Source organism: Rhodovastum atsumiense (assembly GCF_937425535.1).
In the GTDB taxonomy this organism is placed as follows: Bacteria; Pseudomonadota; Alphaproteobacteria; order Acetobacterales; family Acetobacteraceae; genus Rhodovastum; species Rhodovastum atsumiense.
The window spans coordinates 1,795,558-1,821,341 of sequence record NZ_OW485601.1; the positions used below are offsets into that span (position 1 = coordinate 1,795,558).

General features: G+C 69.6%; 22 protein-coding genes and 1 other RNA gene. 9 read left to right on the plus strand and 14 right to left on the minus strand.

Features of this window, described 5'->3' with window-relative positions:
* Positions 1–55 precede the first annotated feature (55 nt).
* On the plus strand, positions 56–757 hold the full coding sequence (locus tag NBY65_RS08035; protein WP_150040508.1) for a superoxide dismutase: 702 nt from the start codon (positions 56–58) through the stop codon (positions 755–757).
* A gap of 53 nt (positions 758–810) precedes the next feature.
* Here NBY65_RS08035 and NBY65_RS08040 read toward each other — a convergent pair whose 3' ends face one another.
* The 4 genes from NBY65_RS08040 to nudC form a co-directional block, all read right to left on the minus strand.
* A complete protein-coding gene (locus tag NBY65_RS08040) occupies positions 811–1,659 on the minus strand; it encodes an SHOCT domain-containing protein (RefSeq protein WP_150040509.1) in 849 nt (282 codons plus the stop codon).
* A 191-nt stretch (positions 1,660–1,850) separates the two neighbouring features.
* Complete coding sequence (locus tag NBY65_RS08045; protein ID WP_150040510.1) at positions 1,851–2,327, minus strand: DUF488 domain-containing protein; 477 nt, start codon at positions 2,325–2,327, stop codon at positions 1,851–1,853.
* Complete coding sequence (locus NBY65_RS08050; RefSeq protein ID WP_150040511.1) at positions 2,327–2,620, minus strand: hypothetical protein; 294 nt, start codon at positions 2,618–2,620, stop codon at positions 2,327–2,329. The genes NBY65_RS08045 and NBY65_RS08050 overlap by 1 nt, the downstream gene beginning before the upstream one ends.
* On the minus strand, positions 2,617–3,540 hold the full coding sequence (gene nudC / locus NBY65_RS08055) for an NAD(+) diphosphatase (protein ID WP_150040512.1): 924 nt from the start codon (positions 3,538–3,540) through the stop codon (positions 2,617–2,619). Before nudC ends, NBY65_RS08050 begins: the two co-directional genes overlap by 4 nt.
* A 114-nt stretch (positions 3,541–3,654) precedes the next feature.
* Between nudC and ffs the strand changes: the two genes are divergently transcribed.
* From ffs to recR, 4 genes are all read left to right on the plus strand, one after another.
* An RNA gene (gene ffs / locus NBY65_RS08060) (signal recognition particle sRNA small type) lies at positions 3,655–3,751 on the plus strand.
* A gap of 50 nt (positions 3,752–3,801) precedes the next feature.
* A complete protein-coding gene (locus tag NBY65_RS08065; protein WP_150040513.1) occupies positions 3,802–5,694 on the plus strand; it encodes a DNA polymerase III subunit gamma/tau in 1,893 nt (630 codons plus the stop codon).
* A 3-nt stretch (positions 5,695–5,697) separates the two neighbouring features.
* On the plus strand, positions 5,698–6,021 hold the full coding sequence (locus tag NBY65_RS08070) for a YbaB/EbfC family nucleoid-associated protein (protein ID WP_150040514.1): 324 nt from the start codon (positions 5,698–5,700) through the stop codon (positions 6,019–6,021).
* Positions 6,022–6,040: 19 nt separating this feature from the next.
* On the plus strand, positions 6,041–6,634 hold the full coding sequence (gene recR, locus NBY65_RS08075) for a recombination mediator RecR (RefSeq protein ID WP_150040515.1): 594 nt from the start codon (positions 6,041–6,043) through the stop codon (positions 6,632–6,634).
* 18 nt (positions 6,635–6,652) lie between these two features.
* Here the strand turns inward: recR and NBY65_RS08080 are convergent, their stop codons facing one another.
* The gene (locus tag NBY65_RS08080) at positions 6,653–7,273 is read right to left on the minus strand and encodes an endonuclease/exonuclease/phosphatase family protein (RefSeq protein WP_150040516.1); all 621 of its coding nucleotides are present in this window, start codon (positions 7,271–7,273) and stop codon (positions 6,653–6,655) included.
* Between the two features lie 448 nt (positions 7,274–7,721).
* Between NBY65_RS08080 and NBY65_RS08085 the strand changes: the two genes are divergently transcribed.
* The 4 genes from NBY65_RS08085 (at position 7,722) to NBY65_RS08100 (ending at position 10,764) form a co-directional block, all read left to right on the plus strand.
* The gene (locus NBY65_RS08085) at positions 7,722–8,144 is read left to right on the plus strand and encodes a secondary thiamine-phosphate synthase enzyme YjbQ (RefSeq protein ID WP_150040517.1); all 423 of its coding nucleotides are present in this window, start codon (positions 7,722–7,724) and stop codon (positions 8,142–8,144) included.
* A 222-nt stretch (positions 8,145–8,366) separates the two neighbouring features.
* Positions 8,367–8,606 (plus strand): hypothetical protein, encoded by a 240-nt coding sequence (locus tag NBY65_RS08090; RefSeq protein ID WP_150040518.1) that lies wholly within the window; start codon positions 8,367–8,369, stop codon positions 8,604–8,606.
* A gap of 167 nt (positions 8,607–8,773) precedes the next feature.
* On the plus strand, positions 8,774–10,240 hold the full coding sequence (locus NBY65_RS08095; RefSeq protein WP_150040519.1) for an AMP nucleosidase: 1,467 nt from the start codon (positions 8,774–8,776) through the stop codon (positions 10,238–10,240).
* Between the two features lie 95 nt (positions 10,241–10,335).
* Positions 10,336–10,764 carry an OsmC family protein gene (locus NBY65_RS08100; protein ID WP_150040520.1) on the plus strand — a complete coding sequence of 143 codons (429 nt, stop codon included), beginning with the start codon at positions 10,336–10,338 and terminating at the stop codon, positions 10,762–10,764.
* A 154-nt stretch (positions 10,765–10,918) separates the two neighbouring features.
* On the opposite strand, the gene glgX is transcribed toward NBY65_RS08100, so the two are convergent.
* The 9 genes from glgX to NBY65_RS08145 all read right to left on the minus strand — a co-directional run bounded on the left by glgX (position 10,919) and on the right by NBY65_RS08145 (position 25,784).
* The gene (glgX, locus tag NBY65_RS08105; RefSeq protein WP_150040521.1) at positions 10,919–15,178 is read right to left on the minus strand and encodes a glycogen debranching protein GlgX; all 4,260 of its coding nucleotides are present in this window, start codon (positions 15,176–15,178) and stop codon (positions 10,919–10,921) included.
* Positions 15,175–16,638: a glycogen synthase GlgA gene (gene glgA / locus NBY65_RS08110; RefSeq protein ID WP_150040522.1), complete on the minus strand. Its 1,464-nt coding sequence runs from the start codon at positions 16,636–16,638 to the stop codon at positions 15,175–15,177. Before glgA ends, glgX begins: the two co-directional genes overlap by 4 nt.
* On the minus strand, positions 16,635–17,918 hold the full coding sequence (glgC, locus tag NBY65_RS08115) for a glucose-1-phosphate adenylyltransferase (RefSeq protein ID WP_456312273.1): 1,284 nt from the start codon (positions 17,916–17,918) through the stop codon (positions 16,635–16,637). Before glgC ends, glgA begins: the two co-directional genes overlap by 4 nt.
* Positions 17,919–18,015: 97 nt before the next feature.
* Positions 18,016–20,256, minus strand: coding sequence for a 1,4-alpha-glucan branching protein GlgB (glgB, locus tag NBY65_RS08120; RefSeq protein WP_150040523.1), 2,241 nt, complete (start codon positions 20,254–20,256; stop codon positions 18,016–18,018).
* Complete coding sequence (locus NBY65_RS08125) at positions 20,222–22,696, minus strand: glycogen/starch/alpha-glucan phosphorylase (RefSeq protein WP_150040524.1); 2,475 nt, start codon at positions 22,694–22,696, stop codon at positions 20,222–20,224. The genes glgB and NBY65_RS08125 overlap by 35 nt, the downstream gene beginning before the upstream one ends.
* Before the next feature lie 110 nt (positions 22,697–22,806).
* Positions 22,807–24,198, minus strand: coding sequence for a sensor histidine kinase (locus tag NBY65_RS08130; RefSeq protein WP_150040525.1), 1,392 nt, complete (start codon positions 24,196–24,198; stop codon positions 22,807–22,809).
* Between the two features lie 7 nt (positions 24,199–24,205).
* The gene (locus NBY65_RS08135) at positions 24,206–24,877 is read right to left on the minus strand and encodes a response regulator transcription factor (protein WP_150040526.1); all 672 of its coding nucleotides are present in this window, start codon (positions 24,875–24,877) and stop codon (positions 24,206–24,208) included.
* The gene (locus tag NBY65_RS08140) at positions 24,877–25,188 is read right to left on the minus strand and encodes a PepSY domain-containing protein (protein ID WP_150040527.1); all 312 of its coding nucleotides are present in this window, start codon (positions 25,186–25,188) and stop codon (positions 24,877–24,879) included. Before NBY65_RS08140 ends, NBY65_RS08135 begins: the two co-directional genes overlap by 1 nt.
* Before the next feature lie 59 nt (positions 25,189–25,247).
* Positions 25,248–25,784, minus strand: a complete 537-nt coding sequence (locus tag NBY65_RS08145) for an NUDIX domain-containing protein (RefSeq protein WP_150040528.1) — start codon at positions 25,782–25,784, stop codon at positions 25,248–25,250.

Consider the following 25,784-nt stretch of genomic DNA (forward strand, 5'->3'; position numbering starts at 1 on the left):
TGACCGGCGGCGCCCGACATCTGCGACGCAGAGACATAAAGGAGGGGACCTGCCCATGCTGCCACGTCGCGCGCTGCTCGCCACCGCCCTGGCCGGGGCCTTCGCCCGCCCCGTGTTCGCCCAGTCCGCCGGCCCGTTCACCCTGCCGCCCCTGCCCTACGCCGCCGACGCCAACGAGCCGCATATCGACGCGCTGACGATGCAGATCCACCACGACCGCCACCATGCGGCCTATGTGGCGAACCTGAACGCGGCGCTGAAGGACCACGGACAGCTCGCCGCCCTGCCACTGGAAACCTTGCTGGCCAGGCTGCCGGAGGTTCCCGACACGATCCGCACCGCGGTGCGCAACAATGGCGGCGGCCATGCCAACCACACCATGTTCTGGCAGGTGATGGGGGGCAAGGGTGGCGCGCCCAGCGGGGCCCTGGCCGAGGCGATCACCCGCGATCTCGGTGGGTTCGAGGCGCTGAAGACCGCGTTCAACCGGGCCGGCGCGGCGCAGTTCGGCTCGGGCTGGGTGTTCGTGGTGGTGGACGGCACCGGCCGGCTGGCGATCGTGGCGCGGCCCAACCAGGACACCCCGCTGATCGAGGGCGGGCGCGTGCTGTTCGGCAACGACGTGTGGGAGCACGCCTATTACCTGAAATACCAGAACCGGCGCGCCGATTACCTCGCGGCTTGGTGGAACGTGCTGGACTGGGAGAAGATCTCGGCCCGCTTCGGGGCGGCCAAGGGCGGCACGCTGACGATCTGACCGCCGCCGGCCCGGACTGGTCGCGACACCGGGACCAGTCCGGGTGCGGAAGGTTACAGCCGGCTGAGCAGCTCGGCCTTCTTGGCGGCGAATTCCTCCTCGGTGAGGATGCCCTTCTGCCGCAGCTCGGCGAGGCGTTCGATCATGGCCAGGGGATCGCCGGCCGGGCGCGCACTGCCTGCATCGACAGGAAGCACGGCCGCTGCCTGGGGCGCCGGCGCGGGCGGTTCGGGCGGTTCGGGCGCGAAATTGGTGGAAGGAACCGGGGCCTGGGGCGCCGCCACGAACGGCTCGGGCGCATTGGCGGGGGCCGGGCCGATCACCGGCAGGTCGGAGACGCGCACCGGGCCGTACTGGCTGGTGAAGGTCAGGGATTGCTCCCCGCCCTGCTGCTGGGAGACGCCGCCGATCTGGTGGTCGCCGGTATCATGCAGGGTCAGCCGGCCGTCACGCTCGACGGCCAGCCGCCGCGCCGCCCGGAAATAGGCGTAGCGCAGCCCGTTCTGGGCCCCGGCGGTATCGGGGGACCCAAGCTCTGCGGGCCACCACTGCATCGGCGACTGGCCGCCGGCAAACAATCCGCCGCCCTGCGACTGGAATTGGGACTGCGACGGCGGGGGCGCGATCAGCCGGGGCTGCTCCCGCTGCAGCAGGCCGGCAAGCTCCGAACACAAGGCATCCACCCGGTATTTCAGCGCCTGGTTGAACATGTCGCCGACCATGATCATGCCGCCCTGCGACCATTGGCCCATGCCCCCCAGATCGGGATGGCTGAACTGGGCCATGGTGCCGCCACCGGCCACCAGCGCGCCGAGCAGGACCAGCACGGCATCGCCGCTGACGCCATGCCGGCGAGCCACGTCTTCGATGGTCCGACGCCCTTCCGGGGTGAGTTCCAGCATGTCGGACGCTCCTAGATTGTGATGCGAGGGAATGGGGCAGGCCGTCGGCGGCACGTGAGGGAGCGGAACCGGGCCTCGGCCCGCCGCATCCGGATCACAGCATTAACGAACTGGCGGTCGCGGGGGAACCTGCCCCGCACTCAACAGAGACGGCGGTGCCGCCACCGGGTGGCTTCACCTTCGGACCGCGTTCATTCTCCCTGCCTTGCCCCTTCGGCAAGCAGGTGGTGAACGACGCCGCTTCGACCACGCAACAGGCCGGCGAGGATGTCACGGTGGCACATCCGATGGTCCCGCTCGAAGCACAACAGGCAAACGGGTGCCTCGGCGCTGATGGCGGCGGCACGGGCCAGGTCCGCCTGCGCTTCCGGCGCCTGCAGATGCGCCGTGAAAATCCGGTGCATCGTCGCCGCGTCGCCGCGCCGCGCGGCGTCACGACCTGGCTTTGGCGTGCCCAACGCCCGGAGATGGGTGTAGTGCAACCCCGCCTCCACTGCCGCGGCCTCCAACTGGCGCCGGGAAAAGCCGGGCTTGCGCGAACCCGGCACCGCGCGGACATCGACCAGATGGGTGACGCCGGCCTCGCGCAGCGCCGCGATCACCCGATCGACGGTGCTGCCCTCGTAGCCGATGGTGAACAGGTCGGGGACCGGAACCGGCGCGGACATCAGCGAATCGGCAGTTCGACCCCGCCGCCCTTCATCGGGCCGCCGCGCTTGAGCATGCAGCGCTGCACCGCCGCCTCCTTGATCTTCTTCACCGGCAGCACCCACTGGTCCTGCGAGGTGCCGACCACCCCCGCGGCCTTGGCAAGTTCCTCCTTCACCGCCGGATCGTCATAGGCGGCGCGCTCGCACTGCCCCCGCAGCGTGTCCGGGCTGGTGTCGTCGAACGCGGCGTAGCTGGTCCAGTTGGAACAGGCCCCGGCCAGCAACGCGAGCAGCAGGATCCCGTGCCTCATGCCGCCGCCATCCAGTCCTCGATCAGCCGGCGGGCGATGCTGTCCAGCCGCGGCAGGGCGAAGCCGTGCGCGTCCGGGTCGCGTAGCTGCGCGGGGGTGAACCAGCGCGCATCCTGCAATTCGGTGGTGTCGATGGTGATGTCCTCCGACAGCGCCTCGGCATAGAAGCCAAGCATGATGCTGGCCGGGAACGGCCAGGGCTGGCTGGAATGATACTGCACGGCACCGATCCGCACGCCGGTTTCCTCCAGCACCTCGCGGGCGACCGCTTCCTCCAGGCTCTCCCCCGGCTCCACGAAGCCGGCCAGCGTCGAGAACATGGTGGCGGCGAAACGGTGGGACCGGCCGAGCAGCGCCCGCCCGCCCCGGTGCACCAGCATGATCACCGCCGGATCGGTGCGCGGGAAATGCTGCGCCCCGCAGCCGGGACAGGCCATCACGTGGCCGGCGCCGCGCACCTCGCAGGCGGTGCCGCAGACGCCACAGAAACGATGGCGGAGCCGCCAGTACATCAGGCCGCGCGCATGCGCGAGGATGGACGCGTCCTCGGGCGCGAGCAGCCCGGCGACCGTGCGCAGGTCGGTGAAGCCGCCCAGGTCCGGCGGCAGCAACGGCAACGGGTCCTCGGCCTCGCTGAGATCGACGGCGAAGACCGCCTGCTGCCCCTTCAGGCCCAGGAAGGCCCAGGGGCCACCGGACATGCGCACCGCCCCGGCGACCTCGCCGGCCAGGAACACCGCCTCCGGGCGGCCCTCGGCGACGCCGCGCATCAGGTTGCGGGCGCGCCAGACCGGCACGAACAGGGTCTGGGGATGGGCGAGCGCGCCGGCGATGAAGCCGGCGTCCTCGCGGAGATGGCCGGCCCGGTCGAGCGGGCTGCCGGTATAGGCATTGGGGCGGCTGGCGAGGATCAGGGGCACGGCATGTCCTGAACGGCGAACCCATGCGGGGCGGGTGGGGCAGCGACCCTGCCATGCGGACCTGGTCGCGGCAACCTTGCGTCCGGACGCGGGATGGATGATATGTGTTTCCGGGAGGTCGGCGGGCGGACGGGCGCCTCGCCAACCCGGTCAGGTCCGGAAGGAAGCAGCCGCAACGAGTTTTCGCTCGGGTCGTCTGTCCGGCCTCCCACCCTATCCCTTACCCAGCGCCGCCGCGGCGGCCGGAGCTTGGCGCCGCGCATGTCCGGCCTGTTCCAGGACGACCCGCCCACGGGACAAGACGCGCCCGACGCGTTGCCGCCACCCCCGGCGCCATCCAGCCCGGGCCTGTTCGGCGACGCGCTGCCCGAGGCGCCCGTCCCCGCCCCGGCCGCCACGCCCTATCGCGTGCTCGCCCGGAAATACCGGCCCACCAGCTTCGCCGACATGGTCGGGCAGGAAGCGATGGTGCGCACGCTGCGCAACGCCTTTGCCATGGGGCGCGTGGCGCATGCCTTCATGCTCACCGGGGTGCGCGGGGTGGGCAAGACCACCACGGCCCGCATCATCGCCCGCGCGCTCAACTGCACCGGACCCGACGGCACGGGCGGACCGACCGCCGATCCGTGCGGCGTCTGCCCCGACTGCCAGGCGATCCTGGCCGACCGCCATCCCGACGTGCAGGAGATGGACGCCGCCTCCCGCACCGGGGTCGAGGACGTGCGCGAGATCATCGAGGCCACCCGCTTCCGCCCGATGCAGGCGCGCGCCAAGGTCTTCATCATCGACGAGGTCCACATGCTCAGCCGCAACGCGTTCAACGCGTTGCTGAAGACGCTGGAGGAACCGCCGCCGCACGTGAAGTTCGTGTTCGCCACCACCGAGATCCGCAAGGTGCCGGTGACGGTGCTGTCGCGCTGCCAGCGCTTCGACCTGCGCCGCATCGGCACCGCCGAGCTGGCCGCGCATTTCGCCCGGATCGCGGAGAAGGAAGGCGTGGCGGCCGATCCGGAAGCGCTGGCGCTGATCGCGCGCGCGGCCGACGGCTCGGCGCGCGACGGGCTGTCGCTGCTGGATCAGGCGATCGCACAGGGGCAGCCGGACGTGCCGATCAGCGCCGCCGCCGTCGCCGACATGCTGGGGCTCGCCGACCGCGCCGCGGTGTTCGACCTGTTTGAGGCGGTGATGGCCGGCCGTCCCGCCGAGGTGCTGGCGATCACCGACCGGGCGCACGCCCATGGCGCCGATCTCGGCGTGCTGCTGCAGGACCTGCTGGAGCTGGTCCATACCCTGACCCGCCTGCGCGCGGTGCCGGCCCTGCGCGACTCGCCCGACCTGCCGGAAGCCGAACGCACCCGCGGCACCGCCCTGGCCGAGCACCTGTCCATGGCCACGCTGGGCCGGGCCTGGCAGATGCTGCTGAAGGGCATCGCCGAGGTGGAAGCGGCCCCGGACCGCCGCGCCGCCGCCGAGATGGTGCTGATCCGACTGTGCTACGTCGCCGAGCTGCCGCCGCCGGGCGAGCTGGTCCGGCGCCTCACCGAGACCCCGCCCGCCGGCGGACCGGGGCCGGGCGTGCCGCAAGGCGGCCATGGCGGCGTCCGCGCGGTGGCCAATGGCGGCATGGTCGGGGCGACGGTACCGGCCGGGGCGCCGCGGCTGGCCTCCTTCCGCGACGTGGCCGCCCTGGTCGCCGAGCGACAGGACATCATGCTGCACGCGCATCTGGTGCATTCCATGCACCTGGTGCGCTTCGCCCCGCCGGTGATCGAGCTGCGCCCGGAGCCGGACGCCCCTCGCGACCTGGCGGCGCGGCTCGGCGCGCTGCTGACCGAGGTGACCGGCACGCGCTGGACCATCGCCCTGTCCACCACCGAGGGCGAGCCGACCCTGGGCGAACAGGGCAGCGCCGCCGAGGCCGCCCGCCGCAGCGCCGCCGCCGCCCACCCGCTGGTGCGCGCCATCCTGGAAACATTCCCCGGCGCGCGCATCGAGGCCGTGCATGACACCCGTGCCGACGCGTATGGATTAACCGCACAGGACCCCGCCGCCGAACCGGTGCTGGGCGGCGAGGCGGAATTCACCGACGATCTGGAATTCGCCCCCGCGGACGCCGGGTTCGCGGATGGCCCCCCCGAGGAATGGGAGACCTGAAAGATGAAGAACATCGCCGGCCTGATGAAGCAGGCCAGCCAGATGCAGAAGAAGATGGAGGAGATGCAGGCGACGCTGGAGAGCATGACGCTCGAAGGCACCGCGGGCGCCGGCATGGTCACCATCACCCTCAACGGCAAGGGCGAGATGCGCGGGGTCAAGATCGACCCGAAGCTCGCCGACCCGGCCGAGATGGAAATGCTGCAGGACCTGATCGTCGCCGCCCACGCCGACGCCCGCCGCAAGATCGAGGCCGCCGCGGCCGCCGAGATGCAGAAGGTCACGGGCGGGCTGAGCCTGCCGGGCGGGATGAAGCTGCCCTTCTGATCCCGGCCTCGCCGCGGCGATGGGCGGTCCCGAGATCGAACGGCTGATCGGATTGCTGGCGAAGCTGCCGGGCCTGGGGCCCCGCAGCGCCCGCCGTGCCGCCCTGCGCCTGCTGCAACACCCGGAATCCCGCATGCTGCCCCTCGCCACGGCGCTGACCGAGGCGGCCCGTGCGGTGAAACCCTGCCGCCTCTGCGGCAATCTCGACAGCCGTGATCCGTGCTCGATCTGCGACGATCCGCACCGCGACCATGCCACCATCTGCGTGGTGGAGGGCGTGGGCGACCTGTGGGCGCTGGAACGCGCGCATGTGCATCGCGGGATCTACCACGTGCTCGGCGGCACGCTCTCGGCGCTGGCCGGCACCCGGCCGGAAGACCTGAACCTGGCACCGCTGCTCGGGCGGATCGAGGGGGACGAGGTGCGGGAGGTGATTCTCGCGCTCGGCGCCACCGTGGACGGCGCCACCACCGCCCATTGGCTGACGGAACGGCTGCGGCCGACCGGGGTGACGATCACCCGGGTGGCTCAGGGGGTGCCGATCGGGGGGGCACTCGACGTGCTGGACGATGGCACGCTGGCGGCGGCGCTCAGGGCGCGACGGCCGTTCTGAAACGCTCCCTGGCCGCCCTCAGGCAGCGGCCAGCATGTGGTGGCTGGCGGCTTCCAGCCGGACCATGATGGGCCGGTGATCGGAGGAGGCACGGGGCAAGGCTTCCGCGGCACTGCAATGCAGGCCCCGGATCAGGCAGCGGTCGATTCGCAGCGGCACGATGTCCCCCGCCACATGCGTCGGCCGGCGCGGGCCGACATCATGGAATCCCGGCAGCAGGCACGGCCCGATCAGGTTGAAATCGCCGATGACGGCGGCATTCAGCGGCAATTCCCGGGCGATGCGCCGCAATTGCCGGCGGTTGAGCACCTGGCCATGCGAGAGATGCACATTCGCGATGGCGAAATCGCCGAGGTCGACGATCATGCTGACGCGGTCGATCAAGGCTCCGGGGGGAATCGGCATGACCACGGGGGGTTGCAGCGGGGCCTTCGGACTCCACATCGCCAGCCCATGGATGCGGCCGGGCAGAAAGGCATGCGCATAAAATCCACCGATCCGCTCGGGCAACTGGCGGATATCCTGGGTGGCTTCCTGCATCAGCAGGAGATCCGGCCGCTCCCGCCGGATCAGGTTCACGATCTCGTCCACGGACGCACCGGTCAGGCGCAGGAGATTCCAACTGATGATCTTCGTCATGGCGAGGGGGTATCGGCTACCTGTGCGCGCGAGCTTTGTTTCAATGACAGGGAAAGCTTAGCGGGGACTGAATAGCACCTTGAAGTTGCATTTAACAGTTGAATGATATGCCGGTGCGTGGGTGCAAACGTGTCCGGCATGAAGACGCGAAACTGCCATGTGCTGGCGGAACGTGAGCACATAACGCCAATCATCTGTTCTCGTCCAGCGACATTCGCCATTTCGCCAATTGTTCGTTTCGATACACTGCGCCAATTAAATGAACGAAACCCGACAGTGAAAGCCTGGCTGGGACAATTGCCGGCCCCGTCGTTTCGGGATGAGGCCGCGCTGCCGGAAGAGCGCCTCATGACGGCCATTGCCTGTCAGGGACCGGCTTTGCATCGTGGTCCTTTCCCATCCCCTGGCGGCAGCTTCCCGCGCCGCGCGAGCACGAGAGAACCACGGCATGAAAGCGCTGACGGAGTACCTGACCTTCACCGTCCCCGAGCGAATGGGATTCGTGAACATCACCGACCGGCTGGAGCAACTCGTGGCCCGCAGCGGGGTGCAGGAAGGGCTGCTGCTGTGCAATGCCATGCACATCACCGCGTCCGTCTTCATCAACGACGACGAGCCGGGGCTGCATGCGGATTACCGGCGCTGGCTGGAACGCCTGGCCCCCTTCGATGCCTCGCCGTCCACCTATCATCACAACCGCACCGGCGAGGACAACGCGGACGCCCATCTCAAGCGTCAGGTGATGGGGCGGGAAGTCGTGATCGCCATCACCGCCGGACGGCTCGATTTCGGCCCGTGGGAGCAGGTGTTCTACGGCGAGTTCGACGGGCGGCGCGCCAAGCGGGTGCTGGTGAAAATCATCGGCGAATAGACGCACGGCCGGACGACGGCCCGATCAGTCCCACCGCCCAACTTCAGTGATGACCAAACTTTTTCATAAATTTCAAAATAGTTCACAAACATATAATTAAAGGTATTGACTTCGGTCAACGCCCAACAAAGAAGCACTATTATAGAGATCTGAAGATCTTGGTCAGGTGGTTCGCCTGGCCAGGATCGGAACACAGACAATCATCTCGGTGGGAGCGAACCAATGTCCAGGATATCCCGATTGCGGATCGAGGCGATGGACCGTGAGTCCGTCTTCCTTGCGACCGAAGAGCGATTTGCCCGCTTCGATCGATCCGCCCTGCCCGCAGGCTGGCGTGACCTGCTGACCGAGCCACCTTTCGGCGAGAGACTGGCCGCCCGCATCGACCGCAACGGCGCCCCGCTGGAAGCGGCCCTGGCCGCCGCGCCGTTGCTGCGCTGGACCCCCGACATCATGGCATGATCACCGCCGCAGGCGCCCCTCGCGCGGCGCCTGCGCGCCTCGACACGGCTGACCACCGCTGAGCAAGCGCGGGCGCACATGGATCAACCGCCGCGCCGCACTACATGACATCCCATGTTGCCGCAGTGGTACTCCCCTTCTTTCCGCGCCTGTCGAGAGCCCTTGCCATGACCGAACCGCCTCCCCCCTCGCTCAGCCCCGAACAGGCCGTCGATCTGCTCGAGGCCCGGCACGCCGGCGCCACCGCGGCGCTGCGAGCCGCGCTCGAGCGGTTCATCCGCACCGGAACCCCTCCCACACCCACGGAACGGACCCGGTTCCGCTACCCCGAACTGCGCGTAACCTGGACGCCGACGGGGAATATCCCCTTCACCCGGCGTGCCTGGGCGAAGTTCCAGGGGCCGGGCAGCTACGGCACCACCGTGACCCAGCCAGGCTTCTTCCGTCGCTACCTGCTCGACCAGCTCGGGCCGCTGGTCGAGGAATTCGGCGCGACCATCGCGGTCGGCGACAGCGCGCAGGAAATTCCCTATCCCTATGTGCTGGAACTCGGCGACGAGGCCCGCGGCGAAGTCGCCACCGGCGAACTCGCACGGCACTTCCCAACCCCGCTGCTCTCCGCCGTGGGCGACGAGGTCGCCGACGGGCTGTGGGCCTTCGAACAGGGGCAGCCGCGACCGCTCGCCCTGTTCGACGCGGTGCGGGTGGATTACTCGCTGCGGCGCCTGGTGCACTACACCGGCACCGACTGGCGCCTTGTCCAGCCCTGGATCCTGCTGACCAACTACCAACGCTATGTCGAGCAGTTCGTGCGCTGGGCGCTCGAGGAACTGGCCAATCCGGACAGCCCGTACGACAGCCTGGTGCTGCCGGGCGGTGGCGTGGTGCGCCCCGGGCTCGACGCGGCCGCGGCCGATGCGCTGGTGGCGGCGGCGCCCTGGACCCGCTTCCAGATGCCCGCCTACCACCTGACGCGGCGCGACGATGCCGGCGGCGTCACCATCATCAACATCGGCGTCGGCCCCTCGAACGCCAAGAACATCACCGACCACCTCGCCGTGCTGCGGCCGAATTGCTGGCTGATGGTGGGGCATTGCGGCGGGCTGCGGCAGTCGCAGGTGATCGGCGACTATGTCCTGGCGCATGCCTATCTGCGGCGGGACCGCATCCTCGACGACCTGGTGCCGCCGGAAGTGCCGATCCCGGCGCTCGCGGAAGTGCAGGTGGCCCTGCAGGAGGCGGCGGCGCAGGTCACCGGCGAACGCGGCGAGGCGCTGAAGAAGCGGCTGCGCACCGGCACCGTCGTGACCTACGACGACCGCAACTGGGAACTGCGCTGGTCCCAGGAACGGCGGCGCATCAATCTCTCCCGCGCCATCGCGGTCGACATGGAATCCGGCACGCTCGCCGCCCAGGGCTACCGGCTGCGGGTGCCCTACGGCACGCTGCTCTGCATCTCCGACAAGCCGCTGCACGGCGAGATCAAGCTGCCCGGCGCCGCCACCGCATTCTACCAGCGCGCCGTCGGCGAGCACCTGAAGATCGGCCTGGCGGCGCTCGACATCCTGCGCGGACAGATCGGGTCCCTGCATTCACGCAAGCTGCGCAGCTTCGACGAACCACCGTTTCGCTGACGACACTCGCGCCGTCGTCACGTGACCTCCACCACGATCACGGGTTGGAGTAGCGTCGCGCCTCACGCGGACGCGCAACAAGGGGAGAAGAACCCATGGCCATCAAACGTCACGCCAGCGCCGTCTGGAATGGCACCGGCAAGGACGGCAAAGGTACCCTGACCACGCCGAGCGCCACCCTGAAGGAAACGCCCTACTCCTTCGTCGCCCGCTTCGGCGACGGCCAGGGCACCAACCCCGAGGAACTGATCGCGGCGGCCCATGCCGGCTGCTTCTGCATGGCCCTGGCCTTCCAGCTCGGCGGCGCCGGACACCAGCCGGAAACGCTGCGCTGCGAGGCGACGCTGACCATGGAACAGGAAGGCGAAGGCTGGCGGATCGCCAGCTCCCGGCTGGTACTGCACGGCAAGGTGCCGGGCATCGATGCGGCGCAGTTCCGCGAGATCGCCGAACGCGCCAAGGCCGGATGCCCGGTGTCGCGGGTGCTGAACGCCGAGATCACGCTGGACGCGACACTGGAATAGTCTCCGGGGCGCTGCCCCGGCCCCGGCAGGAGGCTTCGCCTCCTGCACCTCCACCAAGGGCAAAGCCCTTGGAACCCATGACTCTGTGCCGCGCAGCGCTTATGGGATCCAAGGGCCTTGTGGCCCTTGGCGGGTCAAGGGCGGAGCCCTTGCCTTATCCGTGCCGGCCGCTGTCCCCCACCGGCCCCGCCGGCGGGCTGGCTCGCCGGGCCGGCGCCACCTCCCGCCGCCGCAGCGCGGCCAACACCGAAGGCGCTGCGCCACACAGCGTTTCCACCCCAAGCCGCAGGCGGCGACGCCAGTTCGGCCGCTCCCGGTCGGTGCCGGGCAGGTTGACCGCGGTCAGCTCGCCCACGAGGTCGTCGGCCTGCACCAGCACCAGCCGGCATGGCGTGCGCGCCAGCAGGGCATGGATCGACGCCATCAGCAGCTCGGTCATCGGCTCGTCGACCGCGCCGCTGCCGATCTCCAGCCCTTCGGCCCGCAGCAACACCAGCAGCTCGGCCTTTTCCAGCGCCCGCGCCCGGGCGGCGCCATCGGCCCCGGCAGCGCTGAGCAGGCCCAGCGCGCGGCGTTCCAGGATGTCGGTGCCGCTCCACCAGCCCGCGAGCGTCGGCAGGTCGTGGGTGGCCGCGCAGGCGGCGGCGTTCACCGGATAGCGCCCTGGCGGCCGCAGCCCCGCCCCTTCGCGGGCGAAGCGGAGCACCTGGTAGGACAGCACGTCGGCGCCGCCGAGATGCTCGCGGATGCCTTCCGGCACCGTGCCGAGATCCTCGCCCACCACCAGGCAGTTGTTGCGCACGCTCTCCAGCGCCACTTCGCCGAGCAGGTCGTCAAAGGGATAGGCGACATAGGCGCCGTCATGGCCGGGGGCACCGTCCGGCACGATGAACAGCCGGGCAAGCCCCATGACATGGTCGATGCGCAGCGCACCGGCGTGCCGCATGTTGGCGCGCAGCAGCCGGGCGAAGGCGGCGTATCCGCTTTCCCGCATCGCCCTTGGGTCGGGTGGCGGCAGGCCCCAGACCTGGCCCTGCGGCGCGAAGGGATCGGGCGGAGCGCCGACCGAGACCCGGTCCATCAACGACGCCCCGGCCGACCATGCCTCGGCGCCGTCGGGGGCCGCCCCCACCGCGAGGTCACGATAGAAGCCCAGCGGCATGCCGGCGGTCCGCGCGGCAGCCGCGGCGGCGGCAAGCTGGCGATCGGCGACCCATTGCAGGAAGCAGCCGAACCGCACCCGCTCGGACGGCGCCGCGGCGGCCACCGACGGGTTGCGCGGATCGCGCAACTCGGCCGGCCAGACCTGCCAGTGTGAGCTGCCGCGCAGCTCGGTGATCGCCTCGAAGCGGGCGAGATCCTGCAGCTCGGTGCCGCCCTCGGCCACGAACCGGGCGAAATCCTGCACCAGCGGATCAGTGGGGGCGGCGGTTTCCCGCGCCTGGAAATCGGCGAAGGCCGCTTCCAGCACGCGCTGCTTGGCTTCCCAGACCGCCGGGTAGTCGACCAGCGACACCTCGGACAGTTTCGCGAAGGCGGGCGCCGCGCCGGCGAGGGCGGTGCGGGTGCGCACGGCATCCGGCGGCACCGGCAGCACGGCGACGTCGATCGGCATCGCGTCGAGGAAGCGGCGGTCGCAGGGGTGGTACGGGCTCGCCCGCATCCGGTCGTGACGGAACAGCGTGTGCAGCGGATTGAGGCCGATCACCGAGGCCCCTTCCCGTCCCGCCTCTCGGGCAAGCCGGGCGAGCGCGGTGTAGTCGCCCACGCCCTGGTCGCCGCCGGCGCGGCGCAGCGAATAGAGCTGGGCGGCAACGCCGAACACGCGGTTGCCGGCGCGCAGCAGCGGCGGCAGGTGGCAGCGCGGCGGGGCCACCGTCAGCCGGCAGCACGCGCCATCAGGCTCGCCGTCGATGCGGATCAGGTGCCGCCCGATCGGCTGCGGCGGCAGCGCCACGCGCCGCGTCACCAGCACGCGCCCATCCGGGGTAGGAAGCGGCTCGGCCACGCCCTCGGTCGCGGCGACGGCCAGGGGAACCTGGGCGCCATCCTCGCGCTCGACCAGCAGCCGCAGCCGCCCCCAGGGGACGGCCGGGCCCAGGCGCAGCGTCACCGGCTCGCCGGCCCGCACCACCAGCGCCGGCGGCAACTTGCGCCCCATGTCCTCGGAGAGCAGCCCCAGGCTGTCGATGACCTCGCCGGGATTGCCCGCCGGCAGGCGCATCGCCTGCAGCAGCGCCCGCGTGGTGTCCTCGTTGACCACGTAGCGGCGCCCCTCGACATCCCACCACTCCGGCGCGATGCCGGCGGCACGGCCGAGCCGGTGCAGCGCCTCGGTGTCGTCGATGCTGCGCCGGCGCGGCGCCGGCAGCTCGCGCAGCAGCACCGCCGACCGCGGGCCGATCGGCAGTGGATCGATCGCCTCGCCCGCGCCGACGCCGCCGACCTCGCCGCTGCCGCTGTCGGTCAGCAGGTACCAGGCGAAGCCGGCACGTGGGCTCGGCAGCGCGATGGTTTCCGCTTCGGTGCCGGCATGCAGCACCAGCAGCACGCGGTCGGCCGCCTCGGTCGGGGTGGCCGGGGTGTAGAGCACGGCGACCAGGGTGCGGTTGGACGGGTCCTGCCAGCGCGCCGAGGTCATCTGCTGGCCGCGCGCGGTGCGCCAGATCACGTCGGGCAGGCCGTTGCCATCCGGGGAACGCCCGGTCAGCGCCTGCGCCGCCCGCAGCGCCGGGCAGTCCTGCCGGGCCTGGATCAGCGCCGCGGTGAAGGCCACCAGGGGCTCGTCCATGCCCTCCCAGTCGAACCAGGAGCCGGCATTGTCCTGGGCATAGGCGTTGTTGTTGCCGTGCTGGGTGCGGCCGGCCTCGTCGCCCATGGAGATCAGCGGCGTGCCGCGCGCGAACAGCAGCGTGGTCAGCAGGCCGCGGGCGTCGCGGACACGGGCGGCACGCACCGAGGGATCGTCGGTCGGCCCCTCGATGCCGCAATTCCAGGAAAAGCTGTTGTTGGTGCCGTCGCGGTTGCCCTCGCCGTTCGGCGTGTTGCGCTTGACCGTGTAGGCGACCAGATCGGCCAGGGTGAAGCCGTCATGCGCGGTAACGAAGTTGATGCTGCGCGAGACCGGCCGTGGCGGGGGGAAGAAATCGGCGCTGCCGGCGACGCGGGTGGCGAGTTCGCCGAGCATGCCGGCATCGCCGCGCCAGAACCGCCTTATGCCGTCGCGGAATCGGTCGTTCCACTCGCCCCAGGTCGGGGGGAAGGCGCCGAGCCGGTAGCCACCGGGGCCGAGATCCCAGGGCTCGGCGATCAGCACCAGACCGCGCAGCAGCGGATCCTGCGCGATCGCGTCGAGCAGCGGCGCGGCCGGATCGAAGCCGCCGGGCCGGCGGCCGAGCGTGGCGGCCAGATCGAAGCGGAACCCGTCCACCCCCGCGCGCAGCGCCCAGCAGCGCAGCGCGTCCATGGCTAGGCGCATCACCGGCGGGCGATCGACCGCGAGGGCGTTGCCGCAGCCGGTATCGTCGACGCAGCGGCCGGGATCGTCGGTCGCGAGCCGGTAATAGGTGGCGTGATCGAGCCCGCGCAGCGACACGGTCGGGCCGAGCCGGTCGCTCTCGCCGGTATGGTTCAGCACGATGTCCAGCAGCACGGCGATGCCGGCCTGCTGCAGCGCCGCCACCGCCGAACGCACCTCCGCCCAGCCGCCAGGGGCGAGGCGCGGATCGGGGGCGAGGAAGCTCGCCGGGTTGTAGCCCCAGTAATTCGTCAGGCCGAGCGCCGGCAGATGCCGCTCGTCGATCCAGGCGGCCGAGGGCAGCAGTTCGACCGCGGTGACGCCGAGCCGCCGCAGATGCGCGATCGCCGCCGGATGGGCCAGCCCCGCGAAGGTGCCGCGCTGCTCCACCGGGATGTCCGGATGGCGCATGGTGAAGCCGCGGACATGCAGTTCGTAGATGACCGCCCGGCTCCAGTCGAAGGGCGGGCGCGGGGCGATGGGATCGGGCGGTGGCAGCACGATGCCCTTGGGCATCACCGGGGCGCTGTCGATCGGATCGGGACGCGCCGCATCGGGTGGGTCGAACAGCGCGCGATCGAGCCGGAACGGACGATCGATCGCGGCGGCATGCGGATCGAGCAGCAGCTTCGCCGGGTTGAACCGGTGCCCCTGCGCCGGCTGCCACGGCCCGTGCACCCGCAGCCCGTAGCGGGCACCGGGGGCCACGCCGGGAAGATAGCCGTGGAACACGGCGCCGGTGCGGCCGGGCAGGCGCAGCCGGGCCAGTTCGATCTCCCCCGTCGCATCGAAGAGGCAGATCTCAACCGCCTCGGCATGCGCGGAGAAGACGGCGACATTGACCCCGTCCTCTTCCGGAACCACGCCGAGCGGTTCGGGGCGCCCTTCCGCGATCATGCGGCGCGCGAGAGGGTTCCGTGCCCCGCCACGTCGCGGAAGAGCGCGGCGTAGCGGGCGGCCGGACGCTCCCAGGACACGTCGGTGCGCATGGCGTTGCGCTGGAGCTGACGCCAGAGGGCGCGATCGCGCCAGAGTTCCGCGGTCCGGTGCAGCGCGGCTTCCAGCATCTCCTGCTGGCCGGGGGCGAACATCACGCCACTGCCGGCGCCGGCCTGCAGCGCCATCTCGTTGGCATCGACCACGGTGTCGGCGAGGCCGCCGACCCGGGCCACCACCGGCAGCGCGCCGTAGCGCAGGGCACAAAGCTGGGTGAGGCCACAGGGCTCGAAGCGTGACGGCACCAGCAATGCATCCGACCCGGCCTGGATCTGGTGGGCGAGGCTTTCGTCATAGCCGAACATGCAGCCGACACGGCCCGGATGGACCCGCGACGCATGGGCGAAGCCCTCCTCCATCCAACGTTCACCGCTACCCAGCACGGCCAATTGCCCTCCGCCCTCCAGCAGCGCCGGCAGCGACTGCAGCAGCAGGTCCATGCCCTTCTGCCAGGTCAGGCGGCTGACCACGCCATAAACCAACGCGTCCGGATCGCGGGCGAGACCGAGCCGGGCCTGCAGCGCCGCCTTGCACAGGCTCCGCCCGCTCAGCTGCCCGACCTCGAATACGGCCGGCAGCAGCGGATCGGTGGCCGGGTCCCAGACCGTGACGTCGATGCCGTTGCGGATGCCGACCAGCCGGTTGCCGCGCGCACGCAGCAGCCCGTCGAGCCCCATCCCGCCCGCGGAGGTACGGATCTCCGCAGCGTAGGTGGGCGAGACGGTGGTGACCGCGTCGGCCAGCGACAGCCCGGCCTTCAGGTAGCCGACATCGCCGTAATATTCGACGCCCTCGACCGACCAGGCCTGCGGCGGCAGCCCCAGCGTCGGAAACAATCCGGGCCCGAACTGGCCCTGGAAAGCCAGGTTGTGCACCGTCATCACCGCGGGCGGGCCGCCGCGGTAGCGCAGATAGGCGGGCACGAGCCCGGTCTGCCAGTCATGCGCATGCACAACATCGGCGGCGGGCAGGCCCGCCCGCCCGGCGGCGACCTCGGCGGCCACGCCGGAGAGCGCGGCGAAGCGCACGGAATTGTCCGACCAGTCACGGCGATCGGGACCCAGATAGGGGTTGCCCACGCGCAGGTACAGATGCGACGCGTCCAGCACGATCAGGTCGAGCCCGGCAGCCCGGCCGCGCAACACCCTCGCCGGCGCGCCATACATATCGGCGTAGGCGAAGACTTCGTTCGCCTCGGTCAGTGCATCCATCACGGCGGGGTAGCCGGGCAGCATCGTGCAGACCTGCACGTCCTCAGCCGCCAGGGCCGCCGGCAGGGCACCGACCACATCCGCGAGGCCGCCGGTCTTGACCAGCGGGAAGGCCTCGGAAGCGACCGAAAGAACGGAGAGCGCGCTCACGCGGTCATCCGGTCGATCATGGCCTGGGTGATCAGGCAGATGCCGCGCGAGGTGCGGCGGAAATAACGGGCGTCGCGCTCGGGATCCTCGCCCACCACAAGCCCGGGTGGGATGCGCACGCCATGATCGACCACGACGTTACGCAGCCGGGCATGCCGGCCGATGTCCACTTCGGGCAGGATGACCGAGCTGTCCACCTTGGCATAGGAATGCACCCGCACCCCGGTGAACAGCAGCGTGCGGTTCAGGGTGGCGCCGGACACGATGCAACCGCCCGAGACCAGCGAGGAAACCGCGCTGCCGCGCCGGCCTTCCTGGTCATGCACGAACTTGGCCGGCGGGGTGATCTCGCCGTACGTCCAGATCGGCCAGTTGCGATCATAGAGATCGAGGGCGGGCACCACGGCGGTCAGGTCGATATTGGCTTCCCAGTAGGCGTCGACCGTGCCGACGTCGCGCCAGTAGGCCTCGGACTCGGTACCGGAACGGACGCAGGAGCGGGAGAAGTAATGCGCGACCGCTTTCCCGTTCCTGACGATGTACGGGATGATGTCCTTGCCGAAATCGCGGTTGGAGTTCTTGTCGGCGGCGTCGCGCCGCAACTGGTCGAACAGGAACCGCGTGTTGAAGACGTAGATGCCCATGCTGGCCAGCGCGGTGTCGGGCCGGCCCGGCATCGCCGGCGGATCGGCGGGCTTTTCGACGAAGTCGATGATGCGGGCGGTCTCGTCCACATGCATCACCCCGAAGCCGGTGGCCTGCATGCGCGGCACTTCGAGGCAGCCGACGGTGACGTCGGCCTGCTGCTCGACATGCTGCTGCAGCATCTTCTCGTAGTCCATCTTGTAGATGTGGTCACCGGCGAGGATGACGATGTGCTCGGTCTGGTAGGGGTCGATGATGTCGATGTTCTGGTAGACCGCATCGGCGGTGCCGGCATACCAGTTCTCGTCATCCATGCGCTGGCTGGCCGGCAGGATGTCGAAGCTCTCGTTACGCTCGGGACGGAAGAAGTTCCAGCCGCGCTGCATGTGCCGGATCAGGCTGTGCGCCTTGTACTGGGTGGCGACGCCGATGCGACGGATGCCCGAATTCAGCGCGTTCGACAGCGCGAAGTCGATGATGCGCGACTTGCCGCCGAAATAGACCGCGGGCTTGGCGCGCCGGTCGGTCAGTTCGAGCAACCGGCTGCCACGTCCGCCCGCGAGCACATAGGCCATGGCCGTACGTGCTATCGGGGCAGTCGTCGAAGGCCGCCTGCCCTGTCCCGCCATGGACATCCCCCTACACTCCGCTGCTGGATCCGGGCGGCCGCCACGGGCCACGCACGGACGTCTGGTCTCGAATGATAGCAAATGGCCTGAGCGGCCGCGCCGTCTAGTCCGGGTCAGGGACAATCCACAATGTCGCGAGCGGTGGAAGCGTCAGTTCCGCCGAGGCTGGCATCCCATGCGCGCTTTGCTCCTCCGCCTCAACGAAGCCGAGATTCCCGACCCCGGAACCACCATAGTCCGTTGCGTCGGTGTTCAAAACCTCGCGCCAGCGGCCCGGCAGCGGCAGGCCCACCCGATAGCCGGAACGCGGCACCGGCGTGAGATTGGCGATGCAGACCAGCGGCGGGGCATTCGGCGCCAGGCGTGCCCAGGCAAACACGGACTGGGTGTTGTCGTCCACCACCAGCCAGCGGAATCCCTCGCCCTCGCAATCGCGCGCATGCAGCGCGGCGACGGCGCGATAATGCCGGTTGAGGTCGCGGATCAGCTTCTGCACCCCGACATGGAACGGATAGTCCAGCAGGTTCCAGTCGAGCTGGCCGGCATGGTCCCATTCGCGCCACTGGCCGAATTCCTGGCCCATGAACAGCAGCTTCTTGCCGGGATAGCTCCACATCATCGCATACAGCGACCGCAGATTGGCGAAGCGCTGCCAGTCATCGCCGGGCATGCGGCCGAGGATCGAGCGTTTCCCGTGCACCACCTCGTCATGCGAGAGCGGCAGCACGAAGTTCTCGCTATGGGCGTAGAGCAGGCCGAAGGTGATGCGGTCGTGATGCCAGGCACGATGCACGGGCTCGAGCGACATGTAGTCCAGCGTGTCGTGCATCCAGCCCATGTTCCACTTCAGGCCGAAGCCCAGTCCGCCGACATCGGTGGGCAGGGTGACGCCGGCCCAGGCAGTGGATTCCTCGGCCGCCGTAAAGGCCCCCGGATGGGCGCCATAGACCGCGGCGTTCATGCGCTGCAGGAAGGCGACGGCATCCTTGTTGTCGTTCGACCCGTCCGGATTGGGCAGCCATTCACCCGGCCGGCGCGAATAGTCGAGATACAGCATCGAGGCCACGGCATCGACCCGCAGCCCATCCACATGGAAACGGTCGAGCCAGTAGAGCGCGCTCGCGATCAGGTAGGCGGACACCTCGCGCCGGCCATAATCGAAGATCGCCGTGCCCCATTCCTCGTGCCGCCCCCGGCGCGGATCGGCATGTTCATACAATGGCGAACCATCGAACCAGCCAAGGCCGTGTTCGTCGGTGGGGAAATGCGCCGGCACCCAGTCGAGGATCACACCGAGGCCGGCGGCATGGGCGCGATCGACGAAACGGGCGAAACCCTCGGGCGGGCCGAAGCGGCGCGTGACCGCGAACATGCCGACCGGCTGGTAGCCCCAGGAGGCATCGAGCGGGTGCTCGGTGATCGGCAGCAGTTCCAGATGGGTGAAGCCGAGATCCGCGGCATAGGGCACCAGCGTGTCGGCCAGTTCGTCCCAGGTCAGGAAGCGTCCGTCCGGGCCGCGCCGCCACGAGCCAAGATGCACTTCATACGCCGAGATCGGCGCGCGCCGCGGATCGAGCCGGTGACGCGCCTGCAGATAGGCGTCGTCGGTCCAGGTGAAATGATCGGTGCGCGCCACCACCGAGGCGGTGGCCGGACGCAATTCGGCCGAGAAGCCGAAAGGATCGGCCTTCAGCGGCATTTCCACGCCGTCGCGCGAGAGGATGCGGAACTTGTAGGCCGATCCTTCGCCCAGGCTGGGGATGAAGATCTCCCACAACCCGCTGTCGATACGTTTCCGCATCGGGTTGCGGCGGCCGTCCCAGAAATTGAAATCCGCCACCACCGACACCACGGCGGCGTTCGGGGCCCAGACCGCGAAATGCACGCCCTCGACGCCCTGGTGGGTCAGCACATGCGCGCCGAGGCGCTCATAGAGGCTGCGATGCGTGCCTTCGACCAGGAGATGGTCATCGAGCGGCCCAAGGATGGGCTCGAACGCATAGGGATCGATGAACTCCCAGGTGGCCTGGGCGTTCCTCGCACGCAGCCGGTAGCCGGGGTCCGGAGGGTTGCCCGGCAGCTTCGCCTCGAAGAAGCCCGCCTCGTGGCGCAATTGCAGCTTCACCGGGCTGCGCTGGCCCGGCAGCAACGCCTCGACCTCTTCCGCCCCGGGGACGAAGGCCCGCAGCGCCACCCCTGCGGGGGTGCGGTGCGGGCCCAGGACGGCGAAGGGATCGCCATGTCGCCCGGCGACCAGGGCAATGACATCGGGCTCGGCAGCATGCCACGCTGCCGAACCGGCCTGCGTGCTACTGGGGAAGGACAGGCACGCGCCAGATGTCATCCGCATACTCCCGGATTGCCCGGTCGGAGGAAAACCACCCGACCCGGGCCACATTCAAGATACTCTTGCGCCACCATGCCTCAGGCTCGCGCCAAAGACCATGCAGGTATGATTGCATCTGGCAATATGATTCGAAATCCGCGCAGACCATGAAGTGGTCGTGATGGCGCAGAGTCGACACCAGATCGCGGTAGCGATCACGTTCATCCGGGGAGAACAGGCCGGATTCGATCGCGCCCAGCACCTCGGCCAGCCGCGGCGAGGCGGCGATCGCCGCTTCGGCGCTGATGCCCTGGCGCCGCCGTGCCTCCACTTCCTCGGTGGTGAGGCCGAAGATGAAGATATTGTCCTCGCCCACATGCTCGCGCAGCTCGACATTGGCACCGTCGAGCGTGGCGATGGTCAGCGAGCCATTTAACGCAAGCTTCATGTTGCCGGTGCCCGAGGCCTCCATGCCCGCCGTGGAGATCTGCTCGGAAAGATCGGCCGCCGGGATGATCGACTCGGCCAGGCTGACACCGTAATTGGGCAGGAACACCACCTTGAGCCGGTCGCGCACCGTGGGATCGGTGTTGACGACGCGGGCCACGTCATGGGCGAGCTTGATGATCAGCTTGGCCCGGTGATAGCTCGCCGCCGCCTTGCCCGCGAAGATCTTCACCCGTGGCGCCCAGTCGCGCGTCGGCTGCGCGCGGATGGAATAATAGAGCGCGATGGTTTCGAGGATGTTCAGCAGCTGGCGCTTGTACTCGTGGATGCGCTTGATGTGCACGTCGAACATCGCATCCGGATCGACCCGCAGCTCCAGCCTTTCGCGGATCAGCGTAGCCAGCGCCTGCTTGTTGGCGCGCCGGGCAGCGGCGAAGTCGCGGCGGAAGCCGGCATCCTCGGCCAGCGGCTCCAGCCGTTCCAGCGCGATCTCGGGCCGGTCCAGCACGTCCGGGCCGATCGTGTCCACCAGCAGACCGGTCAGCCGCGGATTGGCCTGCTGCAGCCAGCGGCGGAAGGTGATGCCGTTGGTCTTGTTGACGATCCGCCCGGGCAGCAGCGTGTTGAGATCGTGGAAGACCGTTTCCTTCAGCAGATCGGTGTGCAGCGCCGACACGCCGTTGATGCGGCGCGAGCCGACGAAGGCGAGATGGCCCATGCGCACGCGCCGGTCGTGGTTCTCCTCGATCAGCGAGACCCGCGAGAGCACCGCCTCGTCGCCGGGGGCGGCGGCGCGGACGCGGTCGAGATGCAGGGCGTTGATCAGGTAGATGATCTGCATGTGGCGCGGCAGCAGCCGCTCCATCAGCACCACCGGCCAGCTTTCCAGCGCCTCCGGCAACAGGGTGTGATTGGTGTAGCAGAAGATCGCCTGCGTCATCCGCCACGCCTCATCCCAGGGGATGTCGTGCAGATCGACCAGGATGCGCATCATCTCGGCGACGCCGATCGCCGGATGGGTGTCGTTCAGCTGGATCGCCACCTTGTCGGGCAGGGTGCGGATGTCGCCGGATGCACCGACATGCCGCCGCACCAGATCCTGCAACGAGGCGGAGGCGAAGAAGTATTCCTGCCGCAGCCGCAATTCCTGGCCGGCCAGGCTCTCGTCGCTCGGATAAAGCACCTTCGAGATTGATTCGGCGCGGATCTGGTCAACCAGCGCGCCGGCGTGATCGCCGAGGTTGAAGGTATCGAGCCGCAGCGGATCGGCCGGCCGTGCCGACCACAGCCGCAGCGTGTTGACGCGTCGGCCGCGCCAGCCCACCACGGGCGTATCGTAAGCCACCGCCTCGATCTTCTCGGCCGGATGCCAGACCTGGCGCACCATGTGGCCGGCCACCGGGACGGCATGCACCGTGCCGCCGAAACCGATCTCGTGCACCACCTCCGGGCGGTGGAACTCCCAGGGATTGCCGGCGGAGAGCCACTCCTCGGGATATTCGTGCTGCCAGCCATTGACGATGACCTGGCGAAACAGCCCGTGTTCGTAGCGGATGCCGTAGCCATGGGCGGGAATGCCCACCGAGGCCATGCTTTCCATGTAGCAGGCGGCAAGACGGCCCAGGCCGCCATTGCCCAGCGCCGCATCGGGCTCGAGCTGGGCGAGGCGGTCGAGGTCCACGCCAAGCCCGGACAGCGCCGCGCGCACGGTCTCGGTCAGGCCGAGCCCCTGCATGTTGTCGAACAGCAGGCGGCCGACCAGGAATTCGAGTGACAGGTAGTAGACACGCCGTTCTTCCTGCCGGTAGGCCTGCTCGATGCTGGCCATCCAGCCATCCACGACGCGGTCGCGCACGGCGAGCGCGGTGGCGACAAACCAGTCATGGTCATTGGCGGTCACACGCCGTTTGCCTATGGTATAGGCAAGCTTCTCCAGGATCGCGGCACGCAGGCGGCCGACATCCTCGTCACGCGGGAGAGTGACGTTGGCGGAATGGGGCTGATCATTCATGCTGGGTCAGTCCGTTCGGTCGCTGTGGCAGAAATCAATGTGCCGTCTCTCTTCCTTGCAAGCGCTCTGGTCTTTGAAGGTCTTTGTAGGCATCCGTGGCAGGGAAAGCTTCAATTTTCACCGCCCGGACGGCGCGGCGTTCCGATCGCAGGTGCAGCCGGCAAGGAAAGCCCCGCCCGCAAACCTCCGAGCGTGGCACGGCCCAGGCTGAGGGCACCGCCATAGAGCAAGGCGAGATCCGCGACGATGGCCAGTCCGAGGCCGGTGCCAGGGGCAGCCTCGTCCAACCGGCCACCGCGGGACAATGCTTGCGGGATCTCCTGCTCCGGAAGGCCGGGCCCGTCGTCGGATACCTCGACTAGCACCTGTGCGGGTGCGTATGCCACTGTTACCGTCACCAAAGTGCGGCCCCATTTGCAGGCATTCTCCATCAGGTTGCCCAGCATCTCCGCCAGATCCTGCCGTTCGCACCGGGCGCGCAACTCTCCATCCCCGTCGACCCTGATCTGCATCCCACGGGCGGCAAACAGGCGTCGCAGTACAACCGAAAGTTCTTCTACCACCGCGCGCACAGGCACGTCCTCGGCGGTTGCCCCGGTCAGCGCCGCGGTGCGGGCGCGGGCCAGGTGATGCTGGACGAGGCGCTCGGTGGCAGCGAGCTGATGACGAATTAAAGCAAGATCCGTACCGTCAGGTGCTTCCAACGCGTTGCGCATCACCGCGAGATCGGTGCGCAGCGCATGCGCCAGATTGCCGATATGGCCGCGCGCGCGTTCGACCGTAGCCCGGTTCTGCGCCACCAATGCGTCGATTTCGCCGATCAGCGGCTGCACCTCCGCCCCGGCGGTGAGTTCCAGCCGGCCGCGCTGGCCGGCGCGCAGGTCGGCGACGGCGCGGCGCAACCGGCGCAGCGGGGCCAGCAGCAACGATACCTGCAACGCCGTGCCCACCACCAGCCCCGCCCCGAGCAGGGCAAAGCCGACCGCGAGCCCGCCGCGCAGCCGCCGGATCTCGTGATAGGTCTCGTCATGCGCCATCGCCACCAGCACCCGCAGGCGGCCGCCTTCCTCGGCGAGGGCGATGTCGCGCTCGGCGATGCGCAGATGCTGGCCGGCCGGGCCAGGCACCTTGCGCATCAGCACCTCGTCATGCGGCACCGTCTCGCGCGGCAGGATCTGGTCCCACAGCGAGCGCGAGGTGGCCATCCGCCCGCCCGGCCCCTCGATCTGCCAGTACACGCCGGAAAACGGCCGGTCGAAGCGCGGCTCCGACACCAGGCCGCGCATCACCGGCGTGCCGTCGGCATTCAGGTCCGTCCCCGCCACCACCGCGTCCAGCAGGCCGGTCAGGCGCTCGTCGAAGGCGCGCTCGATATAGGCGGCGGCCTGACCGGAAACCAGCAGCCAGGCGGCAACCAGCCCGCAGGCGACCCAGGCGCAGGTGAGCAGCGACAGGCGCGCGGTCAGCGACGCAGGAACCACCCGCGTCAACTTCCGGATCACCTCCCCCTCACCCGGCGGCGAGGGGCGGCACCAGCCGGTAGCCCTGGCCGCGCACCGTCTCGATCAGCGGGTCGCCGAGCTTGCGCCGCAGGCGTCCGACGATGACCTCGATCGTATTGGAATCCCGGTCGAAATCCTGGGCGTACAGGTGCTCGGTCAGATGGGTCTTGGAAACCGGCCGGCCGAGATGGTGCGCGAGGCATTCGAGCAGGCGGAACTCCATGGCGGTCAGGCGGACCGGCATCCCCTCCAGCGTGACCGCCTGGCCGGCGATGTCGATGCGCAAGGGCCCGCAGGCGATCTCGGGCTGGGCATGGCCATGGGCACGACGGATCAGCGCATGCAGCCGCGCCACCAGCTCGGCCATGGCGAAGGGCTTGGCGAGATAATCATCGGCGCCGGCATTCAACCCTTCCACCTTCTCCGTCCAGGTGCCGCGCGCCGTCAGGATCAGCACCGGCATGGCCCGGCCGGACGCGCGCCAGCGACGCAGCACCGACAGCCCGTCCAGCTTCGGCAGGCCCAGGTCGAGCACCACGGCGTCGTAGGTCTCGGTTTCACCCAGGAACTGGCCTTCCTCCCCGTCCGGCGCGAGGTCCACGGCGAAGCCGGCCTGCGTCAGCGCGCCCCGGGTCTGCCCGGCGAGCGCGGCATTGTCCTCGACCACCAGCACGCGCATCAGCGTCGCTCCCGCGCCGGCCCACGGGTCGCGATCACCTCGCCGGTGGCGGCGTCGACGATCACCTTGCACATCCGGCCGCTCTGCGGCAGCAGCTTGAACTCGTAGATCCAGCGCTCATGCCTCTGCTCCAGCTCGGTCTCGATGACGCGACCGTCGTAGCGCGCCTCCACCATGTCGAGCAGGTCGGCCAGCGGACGGATCTCGCCGCGACGCAGCGCGGCACGGGCCCGGGCGGAATCGCTGTCGTCCTGCGCACGGGCCGGAGAAGCTGCCGCCAGCAGGGCCAGGAGAAAAGAGCGACGGAACATGGCTGATCGTGACCGGGCGCAGATGAACCCAGGCTGAACACCCCCCGGTTCCCCGCCGGTCACGGCGAGGCCGCGGCCCCGCTCGCCACGGCCGCGTGATGGGGCAGCGGATCACCGTCCGGCCGCTCCCGCCGTGCCAGCGCCTGCGCGACATAGCCGCGCACGAAGGGGGAGGTCGCCTCGGCCAGCACCTGCGCGGGGTGGAAGAACCCGGCCGCGGTAACCTCGCGCCGGTCGGGCCGCAACGGCGGCACCGCCGCCAGCCGGGCCTCGAAGACCCGCACATGTTCCTTGCGGAAATCCCAGGGGGCGCGCTTTTCATAGGCCAGCACCAGCGCCTCGGCGGGCAGCACCAGGCCGAGTTCCTCCTCCAGCTCGCGGCAGGCCGCCGCGCAGGGATCCTCGCCGCGATGGACGCCGCCGCCCGGCAGGTTCAGGCCGGGCCGGTAGCTCAGCCGCACCGCCAGCAGCCTGCCCTCATGCCACAGCGCCACCAGCGCGCCCGCATGCGCCGGCCGCCACACCCACCAGGCCAGGCGCGCCAGCCGGAACCCGAACCGGTAGAAGATCCGCCACCCCAGATTGACCGTGTCCAT

Excerpts from the sequence above, each read along its gene's own strand:
- NBY65_RS08035 (WP_150040508.1), top strand. The coding sequence starts at position 56 with ATGCTGCCACGTCGCGCGCTGCTCGCCACCGCCCTGGCCGGGGCCTTC.
- NBY65_RS08040 (WP_150040509.1), bottom strand. The coding sequence starts at position 1,659 with ATGCTGGAACTCACCCCGGAAGGGCGTCGGACCATCGAAGACGTGGCT.
- NBY65_RS08045 (WP_150040510.1), bottom strand. The coding sequence starts at position 2,327 with ATGTCCGCGCCGGTTCCGGTCCCCGACCTGTTCACCATCGGCTACGAG.
- NBY65_RS08050 (WP_150040511.1), bottom strand. The coding sequence starts at position 2,620 with ATGAGGCACGGGATCCTGCTGCTCGCGTTGCTGGCCGGGGCCTGTTCC.
- NBY65_RS08065 (WP_150040513.1), top strand. The coding sequence starts at position 3,802 with ATGTCCGGCCTGTTCCAGGACGACCCGCCCACGGGACAAGACGCGCCC.
- NBY65_RS08070 (WP_150040514.1), top strand. The coding sequence starts at position 5,698 with ATGAAGAACATCGCCGGCCTGATGAAGCAGGCCAGCCAGATGCAGAAG.
- recR (WP_150040515.1), top strand. The coding sequence starts at position 6,041 with ATGGGCGGTCCCGAGATCGAACGGCTGATCGGATTGCTGGCGAAGCTG.
- NBY65_RS08080 (WP_150040516.1), bottom strand. The coding sequence starts at position 7,273 with ATGACGAAGATCATCAGTTGGAATCTCCTGCGCCTGACCGGTGCGTCC.
- NBY65_RS08085 (WP_150040517.1), top strand. The coding sequence starts at position 7,722 with ATGAAAGCGCTGACGGAGTACCTGACCTTCACCGTCCCCGAGCGAATG.
- NBY65_RS08090 (WP_150040518.1), top strand. The coding sequence starts at position 8,367 with ATGTCCAGGATATCCCGATTGCGGATCGAGGCGATGGACCGTGAGTCC.
- NBY65_RS08095 (WP_150040519.1), top strand. The coding sequence starts at position 8,774 with ATGACCGAACCGCCTCCCCCCTCGCTCAGCCCCGAACAGGCCGTCGAT.
- NBY65_RS08100 (WP_150040520.1), top strand. The coding sequence starts at position 10,336 with ATGGCCATCAAACGTCACGCCAGCGCCGTCTGGAATGGCACCGGCAAG.
- glgX (WP_150040521.1), bottom strand. The coding sequence starts at position 15,178 with ATGATCGCGGAAGGGCGCCCCGAACCGCTCGGCGTGGTTCCGGAAGAG.
- glgC (WP_456312273.1), bottom strand. The coding sequence starts at position 17,918 with ATGTCCATGGCGGGACAGGGCAGGCGGCCTTCGACGACTGCCCCGATA.
- glgB (WP_150040523.1), bottom strand. The coding sequence starts at position 20,256 with ATGACATCTGGCGCGTGCCTGTCCTTCCCCAGTAGCACGCAGGCCGGT.
- NBY65_RS08125 (WP_150040524.1), bottom strand. The coding sequence starts at position 22,696 with ATGAATGATCAGCCCCATTCCGCCAACGTCACTCTCCCGCGTGACGAG.
- NBY65_RS08135 (WP_150040526.1), bottom strand. The coding sequence starts at position 24,877 with ATGCGCGTGCTGGTGGTCGAGGACAATGCCGCGCTCGCCGGGCAGACC.
- NBY65_RS08140 (WP_150040527.1), bottom strand. The coding sequence starts at position 25,188 with ATGTTCCGTCGCTCTTTTCTCCTGGCCCTGCTGGCGGCAGCTTCTCCG.
- NBY65_RS08145 (WP_150040528.1), bottom strand. The coding sequence starts at position 25,784 with ATGGACACGGTCAATCTGGGGTGGCGGATCTTCTACCGGTTCGGGTTC.